This is a genomic window from Rathayibacter sp. SW19 (genome assembly GCF_030866825.1).
Classification (GTDB): Bacteria; Actinomycetota; Actinomycetes; order Actinomycetales; family Microbacteriaceae; genus Rathayibacter_A; species Rathayibacter_A soli.
In genome coordinates this window covers 3,995,377-4,015,164 of the sequence record NZ_CP133020.1, presented here as the reverse complement: position 1 = coordinate 4,015,164, position 19,788 = coordinate 3,995,377, and the positions used below count along the sequence as shown (strand labels likewise).

Genomic DNA, 19,788 nt, shown 5'->3' with positions numbered 1-19,788 from the left:
GTGCTTGCAGTTTGCAAGTGATTAGTTGTGCGGGCTTTTTCGATTGCAAGGATTGGCGAGAGTGGCGGGATCAGTGAGATCGACGAGATCGACGGGGTCGGCGACGGATGACCACCGATCGGGCTGCCCGATCAACCTCGCGATTGAGGTCATCGGCGACAAGTGGTCGCTGTTGATCGTCCGCGACATGATCTTCGGTGAACGCCATCGCTACGGTGAGCTGCTGGCCGGGTCGAACGAAGGAATCGCGACGAACATTCTTGCCGACCGGCTCAAACGGCTTGTTGCGCAGGGGATGATTACCAGACGGGCCGACCCCGGGCATCCGAATAGCGCCCGTTACGACCTGACCGAGCCCGCCATAGAATTGGTTCCCGTGCTCGCCGCGCTGGGGGCTTGGGGTCGGCGGAACCGCCCGGCATCTCGAGCGCTCTCCATTCGGGCGCAGGTTCTCGAAGACGGTGGTCCCGAATTGTGGGACGCGTTCATGGACGAGCTTCGTGAACAGCATCTTGGCAGCCCCAGGGTGAACCGGTCGCCGTCCGTGTCCGCTCAGCTCAGGGCCGCGTACGAAGAGGTTATTGCCGAGGAAAGCGCCACCGTTCCGCGCGCATAGAGCGCGATCGGATGCCGCGTGCGCACCGAAACAATGCAGTACGCGCGCGCGCGCGCAGCGTCTCAATTGACCGCTTCGGCACGTACGTCGGAAACATGTGCGTGGCCGCTTTTTAGCAACAGCGGCTCGACTCACCGCGTCATGCGTCCGCGATTCTGGAGATGACACTCGACTCGTTTAGGGTAGGTTCCAAAACTTCTGAGAAGCCACGACAGTCCGCTCTGCTACACCACGCCGCGGGCGGAAAGCACTACCGCCAGCAATAACGGTACGAAGCAAAAGGCCACAAGCGTCCAGTACCAAATCGTCATTGTCATGCCCACGCGAATCAATACTCGCCGCGTGGAGCGCCCGCGAACGGCGAATTGCCGGAGCGCGCGCACGAGCCCGTAAGCGCGTCGCCGTCTTCCTAATCGACAGAGGTCGATGGAGAGCACGAGGCAAGCAATCCAGACGCCCAGCCACAGCGTCGGCACGAGGATCCACGTAAAGATCGATGTGATTGGATTCGATGATCCGGTCAGTGTGCCTGAAGTGTCAAATTCCGACTGGACAGTGAGCACAATGATTGCTCCGACGATCAGAAGGATGGTGCCGACCGCATAGCGGCCGAGCCACGCAGCGCGTTGACCGAGTACCGACATCTCGGCGATCGGCGGCAATGGGTCGCTGTGCGCCACGATTGCTAGTCCAAATAGGAACGTGAGCGCCAGGCTGCCATAGCAGCCGATAGCAACCACAATCGACATAGACACAGGGAGATACTTGACAAGAAGAAGCAAAACGGTTGGTATCACAACGAACGCGGATGCGATGAGAATCAATCGCACAATCTTCGTTGCGGAGAAAGTGTCAACAAGGGCGACCGCGACTTGTGGCGGCTGACGTTCATTAGTGGACTTCATGCGGCGACTGTACGGGGAGCCACCGTCAATCGCCATCGGTGTGGTCCATCAGGCGACGTGTGAAACCGCGGCGCAGCTCACTCGGGTCGCCGGGCCACCATCAGGTCCATTCGACCGCTCTGCGCGATCTCGCCGTGGTGATTGTGCAGCGTCACCTGACGCTCGACGATGCCGAAGTCAACTTTGCTCGTCGGCCGCGTCGAGAGGATCTCAACCGTGCACGTCTCGGTGTCGCCGATGAAGATCGGCGCCGTGAAGTGCCATCCGTCGGTGCTGAGCAGGGCGACCGCGCTGCCTTCGAACACGCCGGTTCGTGCAATCAAACCCAAGCAGAGGGATGCGCCCAGGCGCCTTCGACTGGCACGACCGCGGCGTCATCGCACCCCGTCTGCTTCCGATCCAGTTCGACGCGCGAAAGTACAAGATCGACGAACGCTTCATACTGCGCTGATCAGCGAACTGTGCTGATCAGCGAGCGGTCAGCGCTACTTCAACCGACCGGATGCCGTCGGCCTCCCACGGGCGCTTCAGTCGCGCCCGAAAGCGGTAGACCCCCGGCCTATCGGCCTGAACGAACACCTCGGGCCCCGCCACCGGATCGCCAGGAACGAGGTCGCCAGGAACGAGGTCGTCTGTTTGTGCCTGAACCTCCGTACGGGGAACTCGGATGCCCCCGTTTGGGGATCGAGCGCCTACGAATATCCGGTGGCGCCGCCACTGCCGAGAGGCAACGGAATGGTCTCGCCCGCGAGCCCGGCAGCCTGAATATCCATCAGCATCCTCGAGGTGGCTATCGTTCCAGAGACAGCGGCGACTCAGCCGTCGTTGACTTGGGCGAAGTCGTCGTCCGTGGGTTCATCGTCGTCGTCCGTATCGGAGGATGATTCGAGCGGCTCGGTTTCCAGTTCGTCGGAGATATCTGAGCCCTCGATGAATCGCTCCGGTTCGTCCTCGAGCGGCACTTCGGGCGGATAATCCGCGCCCCCATCCGCTGTGTTGACCATGGTCGACGTCCTCTCTCAACTCACGCCGGGAGCGACCGGCGGAGGTCACGCTACGCCGCACCGGCCGCCAGATCAAGAGCCAGCACGCGGTTCTGTCGCTGAGCCCGATCGTCGATAATTGAGATGTCCCTCACCGCGACCGACGGAAGGATGCGCTGATCTCGCATGCAATGAATTCGACCGCGTTGCGCTCAAAAGACTCAGAAGAAGAGTCCGGGGTGCGCTGGGGGATCGTCGGGCCCGGCTCCATCGCCCACCGCTTCGCCGACCAACTGTCGCACAGTCGCACCGGGCGGCTAACGGCGGTGGCCAGCCGCAGCCTTGACCGGGCGCGCGCATTTGCCGGCGAATATACGGATCCCGCGGGTGTACGCGATGCGGCGGCTCCACGCGATGCGCCAGCTCCGCGCGATGCCGCGGCCACCGCGGCCACCGGCATCCGCTCGTATGGGTCCTACGCAGAGCTTTTCGCCGACCCCGAGGTCGACGCGGTCTACATTGCGACGGTGCACACCGAACACGTGCAGGGCGCCATCGACGCAGCCCGCGCGGGAAAGCACATCGTGTGCGAGAAGCCGCTCGCGGTCAATCAGGCCGGCGTCTTCGCAATCGTCGATGCTGCTCGTACGGCCGGGGTCTACCTCGCCGAGGGCTACATGTACCGTTTTCACCCGCAGACCGCCAAACTCGTCGAACTCGTTCGCGACCGCGCCATTGGCGAACTGCAGCACGTCGAAGCGTCGTTCACCTACGCCGCAGAGCTGCCGGCCGAGCACCGCCTGATGAATCCGGCGCTTGCCGGCGGCGGCATCCTCGATGTCGGCGGCTACCCGGTTTCAGCGGCACGATTGCTGGCCGGCGCGGCCGTCGGCGAGCTGTTCGCCGACCCGGTCTCGTTCACAGGGCGCGGCACGGTCGGGGCGACCGGCGTGGACGAATGGGCCAGCGCATCCCTCGAGTTCCGCTCCGGCATCTCCGCGCACGTCACCTGCGGCACAACCATCGATATTGGCAGCGGCATCGTGCTGTACGGGTCCGCCGGCCGGATCACTGTTGCCGACCCGTGGTTGCCAAGCGTTACGGATGGCTCACGCATCGAGATTGCCCGCGCCGGTGCGGCCGTCACGTCGATTCGCATTCCGGGCGCGTACCAATACGCACTGCAGGCTGACGCGCTCGCGGAGAATCTTGCGGCAGGGCAGAGCCCGCAAATCATGTGGGCGGACAGCATCGGCAACGCACGCGTGCTCGATCAGTGGCGCAGAGCCATCGGCATGCGCTACCCGTTCGAGTAGGGCCGACCTCTGAATAGACCGGTCAGCGAATAGGCGGGTCAGCTGGCGCGTTCGACGACGCAGTCTGGTCCCGGATAGATCAACGTCTCATGCCCGTCGTCGAAGCGTACAAGGTACGGTGGGGTGCCGTCCTCCCCACGCACTTCAAGAATTTCGCCGTGTCGATCCGGGTTGTCCACCGTCTTGCCCCGAATGAGAATCCGCTCGCCTGCCGTCGCTTGCATGGCTCATCATCTCCTCTGCTAGAGCAAGGCTACGCCGTCGAGCGACCTGTCGACAGAGGGAAACAGTCGAGGTCGACCACGGGCGTGCGCGGGCATAACCACATGTAGGTCTCAGGCGCGCACCAAACCGAGATGCCGCACAAATGGCAGGAAATCGCGGTCGGAGAATAACAGGCTGTGTCCGTTCTCAATGCAGAATGAGGCGATGATCACGTCAGCGGTTTTGCGCACGGTCACACCACGTTTGCGCAACGCTCGGTAGTTCTCCGCTGCGCGCAGCGCTGCATCCACGCCGAGCATGGGGAAGACGGTGAATGACAGCAGAGCCTGCCGCGCCCGAGCGAAGTCGGGGTCTGAACGGAAACCCTGAAGCACCTCGGTGAGGATCAGGTCCCCGATTGCCAGCCGTTCTACGCCCAGCAATTCATTCAGTGTTCCGGCGGCTACTGAGTCTGCGCCGTTGAAATAGTCGATCCAGACGCTCGAGTCGACGACGATCATGAGGCATCGCGTCGCAACTCGTCAAGGTCTCCATCCCAGGGCAGCTGCCCTCGAAGCTCGCGCACCGCAGCTTGTTGCCCCAGGCGCACGAGCGTCACCAATCCGAGCCGAACGACCTCCTTCTTCGTGGTCGCCCCGGTTGCCGCTTGCGCCTGTGCGAGAAGAGCGTCGTCTATTTCGATGTTCGTGCGCATCGCGCGCCCTCCGATCAGGTCCTCTGCTCGCCTCACGGCGAATGTGTATGAAATGTGTTTGCCATACACATTCTAGCGCGGGTTGACGCGCTTTACTCGGCCGGTGCTACTTGCTTCCGCGCCACCATGAGGTCCATCCGCCCCTCCTGCACAGTTTCGCCCCGCTGATTGCGCAACGTGAGCTGGCGCTCGACGATGCCGAAATCACCTTTGCTCGTCGGGCGGGCGGAGAGGATCTCGACCGTGCAGGTCACGGTGTCCCCGATGAAGATCGGTGCAGTAAACCGCCACTGGTCGATGCCCAGCAGCGCAACCGCGCTGCCCTCGAACACGCCCGTCCGGGCGATCAACCCCAGACACAGGGATGCGCCGAGCATTCCGTGCACGATCCGCTGCCCATAGCGGGTCGCCTTGGCGAACTCCGCGTCGGTGTGCACCTGGTTGTTGTCGTTCGTCCACGCGGCGAACGACATCACGTCAGCCTCGGTGATGGTGCGACCGGGTGAGACGAACGACTGTCCGGCGCTCAGGTCCTCCAGATAAAGCGGCATCGAATGTCTCCTTCGACAGTGTGTCTTTCGACGGTATGCCTTACGAGGTTATCGCGGCCACACACCCGAACTGCCGCGCCGGTGGCTGCCCATCAGATGCGTATCGATGATGCCGACCGCTTCCATCAGCGCGTACATCGTCGTCGGGCCGACGAACGCGAATCCGCGTTTGCGCAGCGCCTTCGACAGCGCGACAGACTCCGGCGACTGCGTCGCAAGGTCCGCGTATGAGGTCGGCGTTGGCGTCGCATCCGGTTGGAAAGACCACACGAAGTCGACGAGTCCGCCGTCCTTGCGGAGCGCAATCGTCGCGCCTGCGTTCGTGATAACCGCACGGATCTTGAGTCGATTCCGCACGATACCGGGGTCGGCGAGCAGACGAACAATGTCGGCGTCGGTGAAGGCGGCGACGGCATCCGGGTCGAAATCCGCGAACGCGGCACGAAACGCAGGACGCTTGCGCAGAATCGTCGCCCAGGACAGGCCGGCCTGAAACGCCTCCAAGCTGATCCGCTCGTACATGCCGTGCTCGTCGCGCACCGGCATGCCCCACTCGGTGTCGTAGTACTCGCGCATCAGCGGGTCAACGGATGCCCAAACCGGCCGCGCGAGACTGTCATCGCCTGTCACGAGATCGCTTGCCGCAGGATCGCCGAGCGCGCGATCGCCTGGCACAGGATCGTCGAGCGCAAGTGGATCATTCATTCAACCATTCTGACGGATGCCGCCGTCATGCGGCACGGGTTCCCGCGTGCTCAAGTGCGAGCAGTGTGCGCTTGGCATCCAGCCCGCCGACGTAGCCGCCGAGCGACCCGTTCGAGCGCACCACCCGGTGACATGGCACGATGACCGGCAGCGGGTTTGTGGCACAGGCCGAACCGACTGCGCGCACCGCGCGTGGGCTGCCGGCAGCCTCTGCGACCTGCGCATAGCTCTCGGTGCTGCCGTAGGCGATTTCGGGCAGGTGGCCGAGCACGGTGCGACGGAAGCCGTGCGAAAGGCTGAAATCCAATGGCAGGTCGAACCGGCTCCGCTGCGCGGCGAAGTACTCGTCCAGTTCGCGGGCGGCGCCGTCCAACTGCCGTGGTGCCTTCAGGATGCGCGGACTCACCTCACGCGCGAGCCGTTCGAGCACGCGCTCATGATCTTCGCTCTCGTACGCGACGCGCACGAGGCCACGCGGCGTTGCGGCCAGCAGCAGCGGGCCGACCGGGGAGTCAATGATCCGGTAGGCGACATCGAGCACTCCGGCGTTTTCGGCTCGTTCTTCCAGAAGCACGTGCAGGTGCGCGACGGCCTGCGGGTCGACCTCGGTCAGTTGCTCGGGCAGCTCACGCGCCAGTTCGGGCAGTCCGGTCAGTTCCGTCAGTTCGGTCAGTTCGTCTCCAGTTGCGTTCATCGGACCTCTCCTTTCGTCATTCGACCAACGGATGCGCGCAGCGCCTTGACCCCGTCTGCGGCCGCGCGACGCGCGGCATCCGGGCTGCCGCCTAGGATCGAGGCGACCTCGGCATAGGGGAGTCCGCCCAGGTAGTGGTACGCGACCGCGTGCCGCTGCTTCATCGGGAGCTCGCCGACGGCGATCCACAGGTCGAGATCGCCCGCATCCGGAATGCCGATCGTCGAGGCACGCTCGGGCACGTTCTCAACGGGCACGGCGTGGCGGGCGCGCGCCCGGGTGATGTCAATGGCCTTGCGATGCGCGATCGTGACCAGCCAGGCCTGCACGTTCGCATCCTCAGGCAGCGACGGATAGGCCCTCAGCGCGGCCAGAAACGTCTCTGACCAGGCGTCGTCGGCATCCACCGGCCCGACCACGGCGCGGCACACGCGCAGCACAGTGGCACCGTGCTGTGTGACGAGCTGCTCGAATGGCTTTTTCATGTTCATCACACCGTAGACGCACTGGCGGCCCGAAACGTGAGATCAGTGCTCACGACAGTGCTCGCGACAGTGCTCACGACACCTGCCCAGACCCGCCGATGGCCGGTCGGGCGATGTGGGGCGTTCCAGCTCCACACAGCCCGACCGGTGCCATGGCTTCTTTCTCTAGTTAGGCGCGCTTGACCCTGCGACGGCTGCCGATCAGCAGACCGAAGCCGGCGACCAGCAGCAGGGCGATCAGACCCCAGAAGCCCGCGAGGTCCGAACCGGTGTCGGCAAGACCCACTGCGGTCGGAACCGCGGCAGCCTCACTCGCCGCGACGGTACCCGATGGCGTGAGCACCACGACCGGTGTCGCGGGTGTGCCGGGCGTTCCCGGGGTTCCCGGTGTGCCGGGTGCGCCGGGTGTTCCCGGTGTGCCGGGTGTTCCGGGTGTGCCCGGGGTGCCGGGTGTTCCCGGGGTTCCCGGTGTGCCCGGTGTGCCTGGGGTGCCTGGAACAGTTGTCGTCGCCCCTGTTGTCGTACTGTTTCCAATCACGCTGATCGCATTTCCCCCGATCGTCACAGGCAGATTCACACCGATCGGCAACTGAATACCCCCCAGTATTCCGCCGTTGCCGTTCGTCACAGCGCCACCGAGGCCCGCGATCGGGTCGGCAACCGAGGTCACCGCTGTCGTGGCATCCGTGCTGGTCGAGTCGCCGATCCCGCTGATCGCGTTACCGCCGACCGTGACCGGCGCATTCAGACCCACGAGGGCCTGAATGCCGCTGAGGATGCCCTCGGCGCCTGACGTGGTGGCCGAGCCCGCGCTGCTGCCTGCGGCACCTTCAGTCGCGCTCGTCGACGTCATCGCGTTGCTGCTGGATGAGTCTCCGATCACGCTGATTGCATTGCCGCCGACCGTCACGGGTGCGTTCACCCCGACCAGGGCTTGCAGACCGCTCAGGATACCGTCCGCCCCTGAGGTGGTCGCGTTGCCCGTGTGGTTGCCGGAAGCGCTGCTGCCTGTGGCACCTTCAGTCGCGCTCGTCGACGTCATCGCGTTGCTGCTGGATGAGTCTCCGATCACGCTGATTGCATTGCCGCCGACCGTGACCGGCGCCGTGACGGACCCCAGAACCTGGTTGCCGCCTCCGATGCTGTCCTTGCCGGAGGTCGTTACAGCCGACCCACCGGATGCCGCCGCCGGCGTCACTGCACCGGTTGCGGTATTCGACACCGCGCCACTCGATGACGAGTCGCCGACAACGCTGATCGCGTTGCCGCCGACGTTCACCGGAACGCTGACGCTCGCCAGCGCCTGGTTATCCGACAGCACGCCGGCAAGCCCGGAGGTGCTGGCGGCCACGGGTGGCGCGCTCGCTGCGGGTGTTGCCGCAGAACTGGTCGTCGCGTGACTCGATGACGAGTCGCCGATCACGCTGACGGCGTTGCCGCCGAGCGTGATCGGTAGCGAGATGGACAGTCCGGCCTGATTGCCGGACGCGGCCCCACCGTCGCCGCTGGTCTCCGCGGCATTAGCCGCGGTGGCCCCGACGAACGAGAGACCGCCGAGAATCACTGTGAACCACAGTGCCCTCGACACAATCTTGTTCATGATGAATTGCTCCTTGAATGAGTGTTTGTCTGCTCCTCGGGCGCAGAAGTGCCGGGGAGACTTCGGTTCGTGTTCTGCCCAAAGCGGCAGAGTGAACCCACTCAGTCAGGAGTTGAATCGTGGTCGGCTGCGGGCGACGACGGCAGCACGTCGTTCTCGCTGCTCCCACTGACACCGGCCGCTGGGCCGACGCCATACGAGGCGGAAGCGATGTCCGCGCTCGAAGAAATACCGCCAGCGCCACCTGGCCCGGAAGACGCGCCGCTAGCGCCGGGTGGCGACAGCGCGAAGGGTGTGCCGGCAGGCGTGCCCGGATCGCCGCCGGGCGAACCCGGTGTGCCCGTCTGAGGGCTCGTGATGGCCCCTCGAGTGCTCGCATCCGCTGTAGCCGTCAGGAATCCAGCCGACCACGCTTCGGAAGTGGCCGTCGCGGACTCGATGGCGAAGAGCCCCGAACCGGTCGCGGAGCCACCCGCGGTACCCACGCTTTGCGAGCCAGACGGATCGGCGCCGGGCACCGTTCCAGGACTGCTCGCCGTGCCGCCGCTCGGCGGGCCGACCGGCGAAATTCCGGTGCCACCGGCATCCGATATCACACCGGAAACCGTGCCGACAATCGAGCCAACTGCGCCGTCGACCAGGCCGGTCGTTGGTGCCGTGATGGTGCCGATCGGGTTCGCGCCGAGGAGCTGGTTCGCGCCAGGCACAGCGCCTAACACGTTGTCGACGACGCCTGCCACTGGGGTCACGACCTGCGAGACGATTCCGGACTGTGCCGCCTGAGCGACCGAACCGACGACGGGGGATACCGATCCGACGACCGCGTTGACGGCGGTGCTGACCGGAGCGGGCAAAACGGTCGGTAGTGCGCTGGTGACCGGAGCCGTCACGCTATTGACGACGGCCGTTGTTGTGCCGATTGCTGAGGTCACGGCGCCATCCAATGAGCCGACGGCGGAGGTGATCCCGCCCAGCAGCGACGGGCCGGACGGCGTCGGTTCCGCAGCGGATGCCGACGGCGACGTGAGCAGAGAACCGAGGACGAACAAGCCCGCAGTTGCGATCAACGACCCGAAGACCAGGCGCAGCACGACGGCGGTGTGACGCTGCGCGTCATTGGCGTATTCCATCGCCGTCACCCCCCTGCAATGGCGATCTGCTCGTCACTGTACCGCGAAATCGACGATTCGTCATTAGTTCTGGCGAATTCTTCGCAGTTGACCGCGTCATGATCGGCCGTCTTGTGCGTCTCTTGAATCAAAGGCACCTACGTGAATCAAAGGGACGCACGGCTGGATCGAAGGGGGCGCACACCATGGCATGGAGTCTGAACACGATTTTTTCAGCGGTGACCGTGTCGGGTCGACCGCGCAAACCGGTCGAGGTGGGCGACACGAGTGCGCCGCGGCTGCCGGATGATCCGACGCTGTATCGCGAATGGCCGAGGATTGGCGCGGTCGTGATGCCGACACGCTTAGCGCGTCGAGACGAGTTGGCTGCCTTACGTCGCTGGCATGAACTGCTGGCGTGAATGCCGTGAGCCCGGCTCAGGTTTGTACCGCAGTGCGTGGGGCACGGATCGCCGCGGCCAGCTCTGCCAGGGCGGCGTAGCTGTGGCCGCTGACGAACGCGTCGCAATACGACAGTGCTGCCGCCATGCCGCCGACCAACGGCTGGTATCCCGGGGCCGCTTTGCGCGGATTGACCCAGATGATGCGGTACGCGAGTCGCCGCAACCGTGCCATCTGAACGGCCACCTGTGCAGGGTCATCCTGCGCCCAGCCGTCAGAGAGGATGACGATGACCGCACCCCGCGCCAACCCGCGGCGGCCGTGCTCGTCGACGAAACGGCGGATGCTTGCCGCCAAGCGGGTTCCGCCGGCCCAGTCCGACGTGCTGGCCGCCGCCCGGTCCAGCGCTTGGCCGGGATCGCGCAGCGCCAGCTGCCTGGTCAGCCGCGTCAGCCGAGTCGAAAAGATGAACGCTTCCGCCTGCGCACCGGTGACTGCGCCGTGCAGCAGTGACAAGAATATTCGCGTGAACGGCTCCATCGAGCCGGATACGTCGCACAACAGAATCAGGCGACGCTGCTGGAGACGTCGGCGCGCGTAGACCAGGCGCAACGGGTCTCCGGCGGTGCGCTGGGCTGCGCGCACAGTCCGCCGCAGATCCAACGGCGCGTTGCTGCGCGGTGAACGCCTCGTGCGGCGACTGAGCCGCTGCGGAGTCGAGAGCGCGATCTGCCCCACCAGTTCACGCATGCGGCCGATCTCGTCGGCGGAGAGTTCCGCGAAAGACATCTCATGCAGCCGCTCTTCTGCAGAGGCGACCGCCAGGATCGCCTCCCGCTGGCGCGCCCCAGAATCTGCCGAGTCGTCATCGCCGGCTGAAGCAGGAGCGGGCAGCGGGGGCATCCGTTCGTCGTCTTGCGTCTCGGGCGGGGTGTCGCTCGGGCGGCGGTCCGGTGCGGCCGCTCTGGTGCGCTCCTCTGAGCCGACGGCGGGAGGCGCGTTCCGGTCGCCTCTGCTGTCGGCCGGGTCGAGCATCCCATCGAATACCGCAGCGAAGACCGCGTCGAACACCGCAAGTTGGGCTTGGGAGGAGACGAGCACGATCCGGCAGGCCCAGTACAACGGCGTGCGCGAGACGGGTGGCATCAATGTGAGTGCCTCGGCTAGACGCGCCGCCCGATCGGGTGAGAGCGCAAGCCCTGCTCGGCGCAGCGCCGTGGTGAATGCTGCGGTCAGTGCCGCCGCTTCCACACCGGTGCCGGCCAGGCTGGGCGAATCGACTGGCACGACCTGTGGCTCCTCAGGCACGCTCGCCGACCAGCCAGGCTGCACCCCGGGCAGATGCGAGATCGAGGTCATCGCGATTCTTCAGCACAGAACCCCAGGTCTGGTCGACGGTCGCCTCGTCGAGGCGTTCCACACCCAAGACGCTCAGTGCAGACACCCAATCGATGGCCTCGGCGATTCCGGGAGGCTTCGCGAGGTCGAGCGAGCGCAGTTTCGTGACGGCGGATGCCGCATCCAGCGCGATTCGCCCCGCGCTTTGCGGCACGCGGCGGCGCACGATCTCGGCGATCCGCTCCGCTCCGGGATAGTCGATCCAGTGGTACAGGCAGCGCCTGGTCAAAGCGTCGTGCAGATCCCTGGTGCGGTTCGAGGTCAGAATGACGATCGGCGGATGCGTGGCCCGAATCGTGCCCAGTTCCGGAATCGTCACGGACGACTCCCCCAGCAGTTCGAACGTGAATGCCTCGAACTCGGCGTCTGCTCGATCGATCTCGTCGAGCAGAAGAACGGCAGGGCGCGGGCCTGGGTGTTCGATCGCTTGCAGCAAGGGGCGCCGCAACAGATAGTCCGCACCGAACAGTTCGTGCTCCTCGAGGTCGACATTCCTCGACTCTGCCAACCGGATGCCCAGCAACTGGCGCGGATAATTCCATTCGTAGAGCGCTTCGCCGGCGTCGATTCCCTCGTAACACTGCAGTCGGTAGAGGGGTGTGTCGAGCACCCGGGCAAGCGCCTTCGCCGCTTCGGTCTTTCCGACGCCCGGCTCACCCTCCAACAGGATGGGCTGCGGCAGCCGCACGGCGAGGAACAGTGCCGTAGCCAGACCGACGTCGGCGAGGTAATCCCCGCTGTTCAGTGCGGCTGTCAGTGCGTCGACATCGGGGAGGCGCCGCAGCACGTCCTGCTCGGCACCCGCCCGGCTGGGCTCGTTCACGGGATATCCGCTTTCGCGGTGAGGCCGTGCGCGACGGTCTCGATACACTCGTTCCTCGTTACTCGACCAGCGGGTGGGCGCGCGACGCAGGGATTAGTGAGCAAGCGCATACCGCTCCGTATCTGCGAGAAATGCGGCGCGGCATCCGGATGAGCAGAAGTACACGGTGCGGCCGTCGAACTCGGTGTGCAGCGAGGATTCGGCGACCACGACGGACATGCCGCAGACCGGGTCGATCGCGGTCTCCACGGTGACTGTGGCCTTTTGTGCGGCGGCTTGTTGTGCGGTGGCGTCTTGCTCGGTTGCGTTTTTTGCGCTCGCGGCGCGTTCGGCGATCAGTTGGGCCAAGATTGACAGCGCGATCTCGGGCGCGGTGTGCGCACCCAGATCAAGCCCAGCTGGGCTGTGCACGCGGGCGCGTTGCTCCTCATCGACGCCCAGCGATGCCAGCACGTCTGCGCCGCGCGCCCGGCTGGCGACCAGAGCGATGTATGGCACGTCGGCGCGCAACGCGGCCTCCAGAGCCGGCTCCTCTTCCCATCCGTGCGACGCGACGATCAGTGCGGCATCGCCTGCGTCCGGGGCGACGGTGGCATCGGTGACCTGCTCCATGGTCATGCCGAGATCTGCTCCGAGTACGACTAGGGACTGCGCGATCGGCGTGTTGCCGACGATGAGCACCCGAGGCGCCGGAACGCGTGGTTCCAGGAAGATCTCGATTGACCCGCCGCTGACGCAGGGGTTCGAGACGCTGACTGCACCCTCCTCGCGCACGTTCGATGGCGCTCCAGGGGCGACGCGCAGGAGAACAGGTTCGTTCGATGCCAGGGCCTTGAGTGAATATTCGCGCACCGAGGCCGAAACGCAGTTGCCGCCGACGAAACCCTCGATCGTGCCGTCCGTGAGCACGACAGCGGTATCGCCGGCATGCGCACTTGTCGGCCGCTCGGCCCGCACCACTGTCGCGCGGACGAACGGCTCACGCCGATCGGTCAACTCCTGCGCCCGCTTCGCCGGGTCGATGCCCGGCGGTGAGGATTGCGGCGGTGAGGATTGCGGCGGTGAGGATTGCGGCGGTGAGGGTTGCGGGGGCAGCATGATGGCGCGCCTGCTCAATACGGAGGAGTTGCGCGGCCTTGCATGGCTTCCCAGACCCGAGCAGGCGTGCACGGCATGTCCATGTGGACGACGCCGAACGGGGCAAGGGCATCCACGATCGAATTCACGATCGCAGGTGGTGAGCCGACCGTCGCGGACTCGCCGATTCCCTTCGCGCCGATCGGGTGGTGCGGTGAGGGCGTCACGGTGTAATCCGTCTCCCAGTTCGGCACCTCGAGCGCGGTCGGGATCAGATAGTCCATGAATGAACCGCCGAGGCAGTTGCCGTCTTCGTCGAACTCGATCATCTGCATGAGTGCCATACCGACGCCGTCGGTGAGGCCCCCGTGCACCTGACCCTCGATGATCATCGGGTTGATGCGCGTGCCGCAGTCGTCGACGGCGATGAAGCGGCGCACCTTGACGTGCCCGGTCCCGGGGTCGACATCGGTGACGCAGATGTACGCGCCGAACGGGAACGTCAGATTCGGCGGATCGTAGGTGACTTCAGCGTCCAGGTTTCCGTCGATCCCGTCGGGCAGGGCTACCGTGCCGTGCGCCCCCATGGCGATCTCAGAGATAGTCTTGCCGACGCTCGGGTCGCCCTTGACGAACCAGCGGCCCTTCTCCCACTCGAGGTCTTCCGGTCGGGTCTCCAGCATCGCAGCCGCAATGAACTTGGCCTTCTCTCGCACCTTGCGGGCGACCAACGCGACCGCGCCACCGCTGACCGGCGTTGACCGGCTGCCGTAAGTGCCGAGGCCGAACGGTGTCTGATCGGTGTCGCCGTGCACGACATCGATGTCCTCCGGCGGAATGCCCAGCTCTTCTGCGACGATCTGGGCGAACGTCGTCTCGTGGCCCTGGCCCTGCGACTGCACCGAGATGCGCACGACCGCCTTGCCGGTCGGATGCACGCGGAGCTCTGCCCCGTCGGCCATGCCGAGGCCCACGATGTCCATGTGCTTGCGCGGGCCTGCTCCGACGGTTTCGGTGAAGAACGAGATGCCGATGCCCATCACCTCGCCACGGGCGCGCTTCTCTTTCTGCTCTTCCCGCAGCTCGTCGTAACCGGCGATCTGCATGGATTTGCGCATCGCCCGCTCGTACTCGCCGGAGTCGTACTCCCAGCCCGTCTTGTTCTTGTATGGGAACTGTTCCGGCTTGATGAAGTTCTTCAGTCTCAGTTCTGCAGGATCCATCTCCAGTTTGCGAGCGAGGACGTCGACCATCCGCTCGACGAGGTAAACGGCCTCGGTCACGCGGAACGAGCAGGCGTACGCGACGCCGCCCGGCGCCTTGTTCGTGTACACGCCGGTCACGGTGCAGTGCGCGGCCTGCAAGTCGTAGCTGCCGGTGAAGATGTGGAAGAAGCCGGCGGGATACTTCGACGGTTGCGCGGTCGCATTGAACGCGCCGTGGTCGGCGAGCACGTTCGAGCGCAGGCCGAGGATCTTGCCGTCCTTGGTCGCGGCGATCTCGCCGTGCATGATGTAGTCGCGGGCGAACGAGGTGGACATCAGGCTCTCCGAGCGGTCCTCCACCCATTTGACCGGCTTGCCCGTGACGATCGACCCGACCACCGCCAGAATGTAGCCGGGGTAAATGCCAACCTTGTTGCCGAAACCGCCGCCGATGTCGGGCGAGATGATGTGGATCTTGTGCTCGGGGATGCCCGCGACCAGCGCGAAGAGCGTGCGGTGGGCGTGCGGCGCCTGCGAGGTCTCGTAGAGCGTCAGCTTGCCGCTGACCGGTTCGAAGTCGGCCACCGCCCCGCAGGTCTCCATCGGCGCCGGGTGCACCCGCGGGTAGACCATGTCCTGGCTGACGACGACGTCTGCGGCGGCGAACACCGCGTCAGTCTCTGCCTTGTCTCCGGCCTCCCAGTCGAAGATGTGGTTGTCGGTCTTGCCTTCGATGTCATCGCGGATCACGGGCATGCCGGGGTCCATCGCCTTGCGCGCGTTGATCACCGGAGGCAGGATGTCGTATTCGACGTCGATGTGCTGCAGCGCGTCGCGAGCAGAGTATCGGTCTTCCGCGATGACGAACGCGACCTCTTGACCCTGGAAGCGAACCTTGTCGGTGACCAGAACGGCTTGCACGTCTGCGGACAGCGTCGGTGCCCAGGCGAGGCCGAGCGCCTCGAGATCTTTGCCGGTGATGACCGCCTTCACACCGGGCTGGGCCAGCGCCTCGGTCGTGTCGATGGACACTAGGCGTGCGTGCGCAACGGGTGCGCGCAGGATCGCACCGTGCAGCATGCCGGGAAGCACGATGTCGTCAACGTAGTGGCCCATGCCGCGAACGAATCGCGGATCTTCCTTGCGCTGGAGCCGGCCGTAGCCGATCGGGCGATCCGCAGCATCCGCCGCCGGATTCGATGGTCGCTCCTCGATGATGGTCATGCCGTCACGTCTTCCTCTAGGAGATCCTCTACATCTGTGCTGTCTACAAAGACCGCGTCGCCCTCGGGGTGGTGGGCCGCCCATTGCACCGATCGCACGATCGTGGCGTAGCCGGTGCAGCGGCACATCTGGCCGGAGATCGCCTCGCGGATCTCGTCGTCAGTCGGGTTCGGGTTCTTGTCGAGCAGCGCGCGCGAGGTGAGCATCATGCCCGGGGTGCAGAATCCGCACTGAAGCCCGTGTTCCTCCATGAATCCGTGCTGAATCGGATCCAGCGTGGCGCCGGATGCGAGACCCTCTACGGTGCGGATCTCGTGCCCGTCCGCCATCGCGGCGAGCACGGTGCACGATTTCACCGGTTGGCCGTCCATCAAGACGACACACGTGCCGCAATTGGACGTGTCGCAACCCCAGTGGGTGCCCGTGAGTCCGAGATTCTCGCGGATAAAATGCACGAGGAGCACTCGGGGCTCGATCTCGCGCGTAACCTCGTCGCCGTTGACGGTCATCGTTACTTGCATCGAATTCAGCCTTTCCGTGCGTGCGTTCTTTCTATACGTGCTTTGTTCTATACGTGCTTTGTTCTGTTGTGCGCGCGATTGGCGTGCTTATGCCTGGGCTTCGAGCGCGCGCGTGACGGCGCGACGAAGTACGCGGCGAGTCAGCTCGTCGGCGAGATGCCTCTTATAGTCGACCGGGCCGCGCTGGTCCGCCGTCGGCCTGCACGCGATCGAGGCGAGCCGGCCGGCTTCGGCAAAGAGATCGTCGCTCGGCTGCTGCCCGGTGAGCAGAGCCTGGATTTCAGCGATCGTGCCGTCGAGATTCACAGCCGTCAGGCCGACAGCGGCGTCTTCGATGGTGCCATCGGCTGCCAGGGTAACGGATGCCCCCGCCGCGGTGACTGCCCAGTCGCCGACTCGACGCTCCACCTTCTCGTATGCGCTGCCCGAGTTTTCTCGAATCGGGAGGCGCACCTCGCAGAGCAATTCGCTCGGCTCGAGAGCTGTCTCGTACGGACCTCGGTGGAAGTCGCTGATCGGCAGCACCCGCTCACCGCCGGGCCCCCGGATCACCAACTCGGCGCCGAGCACATCGCAGACCGTGGTCAAGTCTTCAGCCGGATCGCCTTGACACAGTGACCCGCCGATGGTGCCGCGATTGCGCACGACCGGGTCGGCGATCACGCGCTCGGCGTCTGTGACGATGGGGAACAGGTCGCCGACCTCGCCGGACTCCAGGAGCGACGTGTGCCGCGTCATCGCCCCGATCAGCAGCTGCTCGCCGTCTCGTCGGATGTAGTCGAGCTCGGTCAACTCGTTGATGTCGACCAGGAGTTCCGGCTGCGCGAGCCGGAGCTTCATCATCGGCAACAGGCTGTGGCCGCCGGCGACCACGAGGGATTCCGGCCCGTGGCGTTCTAGAAGCGCGATCGCGTCATCAACGCTGCTCGCGCGGGCGTAGTCGAATGCTGCAGGAATTTGCACGACAGCCTCCTCATCGAGGCACTCGGGTTGCCCGCTAAAACGCGGGTCTTCTTCAGTCTCACTCAGCGGCTAGGGGAAGTCAACGAATGCCCCCCGAGTGGGGTGTGTGGTTCGACTGGCGCCGAGTTTAAGGCAGGGTTGATTCGGGCAGGAGCTGGAAGCCTTCACGCGCCGCGGCATCCCGTAGTTCGTGGTCGAAGGCAGCCATGATGAGGCATGCTGGATCGAGTTCCCGTGCGGCGAGCGCACTTGCCAGCTGAATTGCGTCGTACGCACGCAGACCGTGCGATGCCGCCAGCGAGGCAGCAACATCGAGAATGGCCGAGGTCACGCGGACGGGAACGAGTGGGCCATCCGTGTTGAAAAGATCATTCTCAAAAGCGCGCACGAGCACGCGTGCGTTCTGTGCAGTCAGGGCCAGCATCCGATTCTTCCGCCAGAGGGCGGCGGGCACCTCAACGCGGCAGAGCTGGCTCACCAGCATTGCCTCGAGTTCGCGGATGACTTCGCAGCCTTTCTCGTCCGCGTAGAGCTTCACAATCGCGGAAGAGTCAGCGAAGACACTCATGACCTATGCACGCGGACTCGCAGCTTTACAGACACCCAGCTGCACCGACACTCACTTTGACGGGCGCTCATGATCGCAGTGTAGAGACGACCTCCGACAGGGGGATTCCAGCGCCAGCCGCTGCACGTGCCCGGGCAAGAGCGTCGGCGCTCGGCCGTGTCGCAGTCGTACTGCCGTCGGCGAGCATGCCCGCTGATCGCAATCGATTTCGTAGGCGCACCGCGAGCGGATCGGTCTCGTCGGCATCCGACGCGAGTGTGAGCACTCTGGTGAGGAACTCGTTCATGCTGAGCCCCTCGGCACCAGCCAAATGTTGCACCCGTTTGACGAGCGCGTCGGGGGCGCGCCAAGTAACCTGCGACATGTCTGCAGTTTATCATGACTGCAGGCATGCCTGCATCCGTTCTGGGAGGAGGCGAGCAACAGTCGGAAACGACCCGGATCGGGCCATCGTGCTGAAGCGCACAAATCGGCTGAGCACGCGGGAATACTCTCGAGCATGTGCTCGTTGAGCATCAAGTACATGCAAACGCATGGAGATATTGGGCGATGAGGGAGTGGCAGGGCGATGCAATTCGGAATCTTCACGGTCGGAGATGTGACGACCAACCCACTGACGGGGCAGACGATCAGCGAGCACGATCGGATCAAGAGCACCGTCGCGATCGCGCGAAAGGCCGAAGAAGTCGGGCTTGATGTCTTCGCCACCGGCGAGCATCACAACCCGCCGTTCGTTCCGAGCTCCCCGACCACGACGCTCGGTTTCATCGCGGCCCAGACGGAGCGAATCATCCTCTCGACGTCGACCACCCTGATCACCACCAACGACCCGGTGAAGATCGCCGAGGACTTCTCCACCCTCCAGCACCTCGCGGACGGCCGGGTCGACATCATGCTCGGCCGCGGCAACACCGGTCCGGTCTATCCATGGTTCGGTGAAGACATCCGTCAGGGCATTCCGCTGGCGCTCGAGAAGTATGCGCTGCTGCGCCGGCTCTGGGACGAAGAGGTCGTCGACTGGAGTGGCAAGTTCCGCACGCCGCTGCAGGGTTTCACCGCGACGCCGCGCCCGCTCGACGGAGTGCCTCCGTTTGTGTGGCACGGCTCGATCCGCAGCCCGGAGATAGCAGAGCAGGCTGCGTTCTACGGCGACGGCTTCTTCTCCAACCACATCTTCTGGCCGGCCGAGCACACCGCGAAAATGGTCGCCTTCTACCGCCAGCGCTTCGAGCACTACGGCCACGGCGACGCGTCACAGGCGATCGTCGGCCTCGGCGGCCAGGTGTTCATGCGCAAGAACTCGCAAGACGCCGTGAATGAGTTCCGCCCGTACTTCGACAACGCGCCCGTCTACGGCCACGGCCCGTCGCTGGAAGACTTCACCTCGCAGACGCCGCTCACCGTCGGCAGCCCGCAAGAGGTGATCGACCGCACGCTCGGTTTCCGCGACTATGTCGGCGATTATCAGCGTCAGCTGTTCTTGCTCGACCACGCCGGTCTCCCCCTCAAGGTCGTGCTCGAGCAACTCGACCTGCTCGGCGAAGAGGTCATCCCGGTGCTGCGCGCCGAATTCGCGAAGAACCGCCCGGCGAGCGTTCCGGATGCGCCCACGCACGCCGCACTGGTCGCCGCGCGCGACAACGCGGCCGCTGCTGGGGCGCTGCCGGCGGATGCCGATGCTCGCGTCGCATCCGCAGCGGTAGCATCCGCAAAGTAAGGAGTTC

At 65.0% G+C, this 19,788-nt stretch carries 24 protein-coding genes; 4 read left to right on the top strand and 20 right to left on the bottom strand.

Annotated elements, in window-relative coordinates; all coding sequences use genetic code 11:
* Positions 1-73: 73 nt before the first annotated feature.
* The gene (locus QU604_RS18560; RefSeq protein WP_308466088.1) at positions 74-616 is read left to right on the top strand and encodes a winged helix-turn-helix transcriptional regulator; all 543 of its coding nucleotides are present in this window, start codon (positions 74-76) and stop codon (positions 614-616) included.
* A gap of 224 nt (positions 617-840) precedes the next feature.
* On the opposite strand, the gene QU604_RS18555 is transcribed toward QU604_RS18560, so the two are convergent.
* The 3 genes from QU604_RS18555 to QU604_RS18545 form a co-directional block, all read right to left on the bottom strand.
* Entirely contained in the window at positions 841-1,557 is a 717-nt protein-coding gene (locus QU604_RS18555; protein WP_308466087.1) for a hypothetical protein, read from the bottom strand.
* A gap of 41 nt (positions 1,558-1,598) precedes the next feature.
* Complete coding sequence (locus QU604_RS18550) at positions 1,599-1,826, bottom strand: hotdog family protein (protein WP_308466086.1); 228 nt, start codon at positions 1,824-1,826, stop codon at positions 1,599-1,601.
* A 510-nt stretch (positions 1,827-2,336) separates the two neighbouring features.
* Entirely contained in the window at positions 2,337-2,525 is a 189-nt protein-coding gene (locus QU604_RS18545) for a hypothetical protein (RefSeq protein ID WP_308466085.1), read from the bottom strand.
* Between the two features lie 170 nt (positions 2,526-2,695).
* Here QU604_RS18545 and QU604_RS18540 point away from each other — a divergent pair, with 170 nt between their 5' ends.
* On the top strand, positions 2,696-3,820 hold the full coding sequence (locus tag QU604_RS18540; protein WP_308466084.1) for a Gfo/Idh/MocA family protein: 1,125 nt from the start codon (positions 2,696-2,698) through the stop codon (positions 3,818-3,820).
* Positions 3,821-3,858: 38 nt separating this feature from the next.
* On the opposite strand, the gene QU604_RS18535 is transcribed toward QU604_RS18540, so the two are convergent.
* The 9 genes from QU604_RS18535 to QU604_RS18495 all read right to left on the bottom strand — a co-directional run bounded on the left by QU604_RS18535 (position 3,859) and on the right by QU604_RS18495 (position 9,904).
* Positions 3,859-4,044, bottom strand: coding sequence for a DUF1918 domain-containing protein (locus QU604_RS18535; protein WP_308466083.1), 186 nt, complete (start codon positions 4,042-4,044; stop codon positions 3,859-3,861).
* Positions 4,045-4,155: 111 nt separating this feature from the next.
* Positions 4,156-4,545, bottom strand: coding sequence for a type II toxin-antitoxin system VapC family toxin (gene vapC, locus QU604_RS18530; RefSeq protein ID WP_308466082.1), 390 nt, complete (start codon positions 4,543-4,545; stop codon positions 4,156-4,158).
* Complete coding sequence (locus tag QU604_RS18525; RefSeq protein ID WP_308466081.1) at positions 4,542-4,775, bottom strand: type II toxin-antitoxin system VapB family antitoxin; 234 nt, start codon at positions 4,773-4,775, stop codon at positions 4,542-4,544. The genes vapC and QU604_RS18525 overlap by 4 nt, the downstream gene beginning before the upstream one ends.
* 56 nt (positions 4,776-4,831) lie before the next feature.
* The gene (locus tag QU604_RS18520; RefSeq protein ID WP_308466080.1) at positions 4,832-5,290 is read right to left on the bottom strand and encodes a MaoC/PaaZ C-terminal domain-containing protein; all 459 of its coding nucleotides are present in this window, start codon (positions 5,288-5,290) and stop codon (positions 4,832-4,834) included.
* A 48-nt stretch (positions 5,291-5,338) separates the two neighbouring features.
* On the bottom strand, positions 5,339-5,995 hold the full coding sequence (locus tag QU604_RS18515) for a DNA-3-methyladenine glycosylase I (protein ID WP_308466079.1): 657 nt from the start codon (positions 5,993-5,995) through the stop codon (positions 5,339-5,341).
* Positions 5,996-6,020: 25 nt separating this feature from the next.
* Positions 6,021-6,689, bottom strand: coding sequence for a methylated-DNA--[protein]-cysteine S-methyltransferase (locus QU604_RS18510; protein ID WP_308466078.1), 669 nt, complete (start codon positions 6,687-6,689; stop codon positions 6,021-6,023).
* Positions 6,686-7,174 carry an RNA polymerase sigma factor gene (locus QU604_RS18505; protein ID WP_308466077.1) on the bottom strand — a complete coding sequence of 163 codons (489 nt, stop codon included), beginning with the start codon at positions 7,172-7,174 and terminating at the stop codon, positions 6,686-6,688. The genes QU604_RS18510 and QU604_RS18505 overlap by 4 nt, the downstream gene beginning before the upstream one ends.
* Positions 7,175-7,343: 169 nt before the next feature.
* Positions 7,344-8,774 carry a hypothetical protein gene (locus QU604_RS18500; protein ID WP_308466076.1) on the bottom strand — a complete coding sequence of 477 codons (1,431 nt, stop codon included), beginning with the start codon at positions 8,772-8,774 and terminating at the stop codon, positions 7,344-7,346.
* A 101-nt stretch (positions 8,775-8,875) separates the two neighbouring features.
* On the bottom strand, positions 8,876-9,904 hold the full coding sequence (locus tag QU604_RS18495) for a hypothetical protein (RefSeq protein WP_308466075.1): 1,029 nt from the start codon (positions 9,902-9,904) through the stop codon (positions 8,876-8,878).
* 185 nt (positions 9,905-10,089) lie between these two features.
* On the opposite strand from QU604_RS18495, the gene QU604_RS18490 reads away from it, so the two are divergent.
* On the top strand, positions 10,090-10,305 hold the full coding sequence (locus QU604_RS18490) for a hypothetical protein (RefSeq protein WP_308466074.1): 216 nt from the start codon (positions 10,090-10,092) through the stop codon (positions 10,303-10,305).
* 16 nt (positions 10,306-10,321) lie between these two features.
* On the opposite strand, the gene QU604_RS18485 is transcribed toward QU604_RS18490, so the two are convergent.
* From QU604_RS18485 to QU604_RS18450, 8 genes are all read right to left on the bottom strand, one after another.
* Positions 10,322-11,644 carry a vWA domain-containing protein gene (locus tag QU604_RS18485; RefSeq protein ID WP_308466073.1) on the bottom strand — a complete coding sequence of 441 codons (1,323 nt, stop codon included), beginning with the start codon at positions 11,642-11,644 and terminating at the stop codon, positions 10,322-10,324.
* A complete protein-coding gene (locus tag QU604_RS18480; protein WP_308466072.1) occupies positions 11,586-12,506 on the bottom strand; it encodes an AAA family ATPase in 921 nt (306 codons plus the stop codon). Before QU604_RS18480 ends, QU604_RS18485 begins: the two co-directional genes overlap by 59 nt.
* Before the next feature lie 93 nt (positions 12,507-12,599).
* The gene (locus QU604_RS18475) at positions 12,600-13,604 is read right to left on the bottom strand and encodes an XdhC family protein (protein WP_308466071.1); all 1,005 of its coding nucleotides are present in this window, start codon (positions 13,602-13,604) and stop codon (positions 12,600-12,602) included.
* Positions 13,605-13,618: 14 nt separating this feature from the next.
* A complete protein-coding gene (locus tag QU604_RS18470; RefSeq protein WP_308466070.1) occupies positions 13,619-16,012 on the bottom strand; it encodes an aerobic carbon-monoxide dehydrogenase large subunit in 2,394 nt (797 codons plus the stop codon).
* The gene (locus QU604_RS18465; RefSeq protein ID WP_308466069.1) at positions 16,009-16,533 is read right to left on the bottom strand and encodes a (2Fe-2S)-binding protein; all 525 of its coding nucleotides are present in this window, start codon (positions 16,531-16,533) and stop codon (positions 16,009-16,011) included. Before QU604_RS18465 ends, QU604_RS18470 begins: the two co-directional genes overlap by 4 nt.
* 87 nt (positions 16,534-16,620) lie before the next feature.
* A complete protein-coding gene (locus tag QU604_RS18460; RefSeq protein WP_308466068.1) occupies positions 16,621-17,496 on the bottom strand; it encodes an FAD binding domain-containing protein in 876 nt (291 codons plus the stop codon).
* A gap of 127 nt (positions 17,497-17,623) precedes the next feature.
* Entirely contained in the window at positions 17,624-18,064 is a 441-nt protein-coding gene (locus QU604_RS18455) for a type II toxin-antitoxin system VapC family toxin (protein WP_308466067.1), read from the bottom strand.
* A gap of 67 nt (positions 18,065-18,131) precedes the next feature.
* Positions 18,132-18,428: a hypothetical protein gene (locus QU604_RS18450; protein WP_308466066.1), complete on the bottom strand. Its 297-nt coding sequence runs from the start codon at positions 18,426-18,428 to the stop codon at positions 18,132-18,134.
* A 204-nt stretch (positions 18,429-18,632) separates the two neighbouring features.
* Between QU604_RS18450 and QU604_RS18445 the strand changes: the two genes are divergently transcribed.
* Complete coding sequence (locus tag QU604_RS18445) at positions 18,633-19,781, top strand: LLM class flavin-dependent oxidoreductase (protein ID WP_308466065.1); 1,149 nt, start codon at positions 18,633-18,635, stop codon at positions 19,779-19,781.
* Positions 19,782-19,788: the final 7 nt, after the last annotated feature.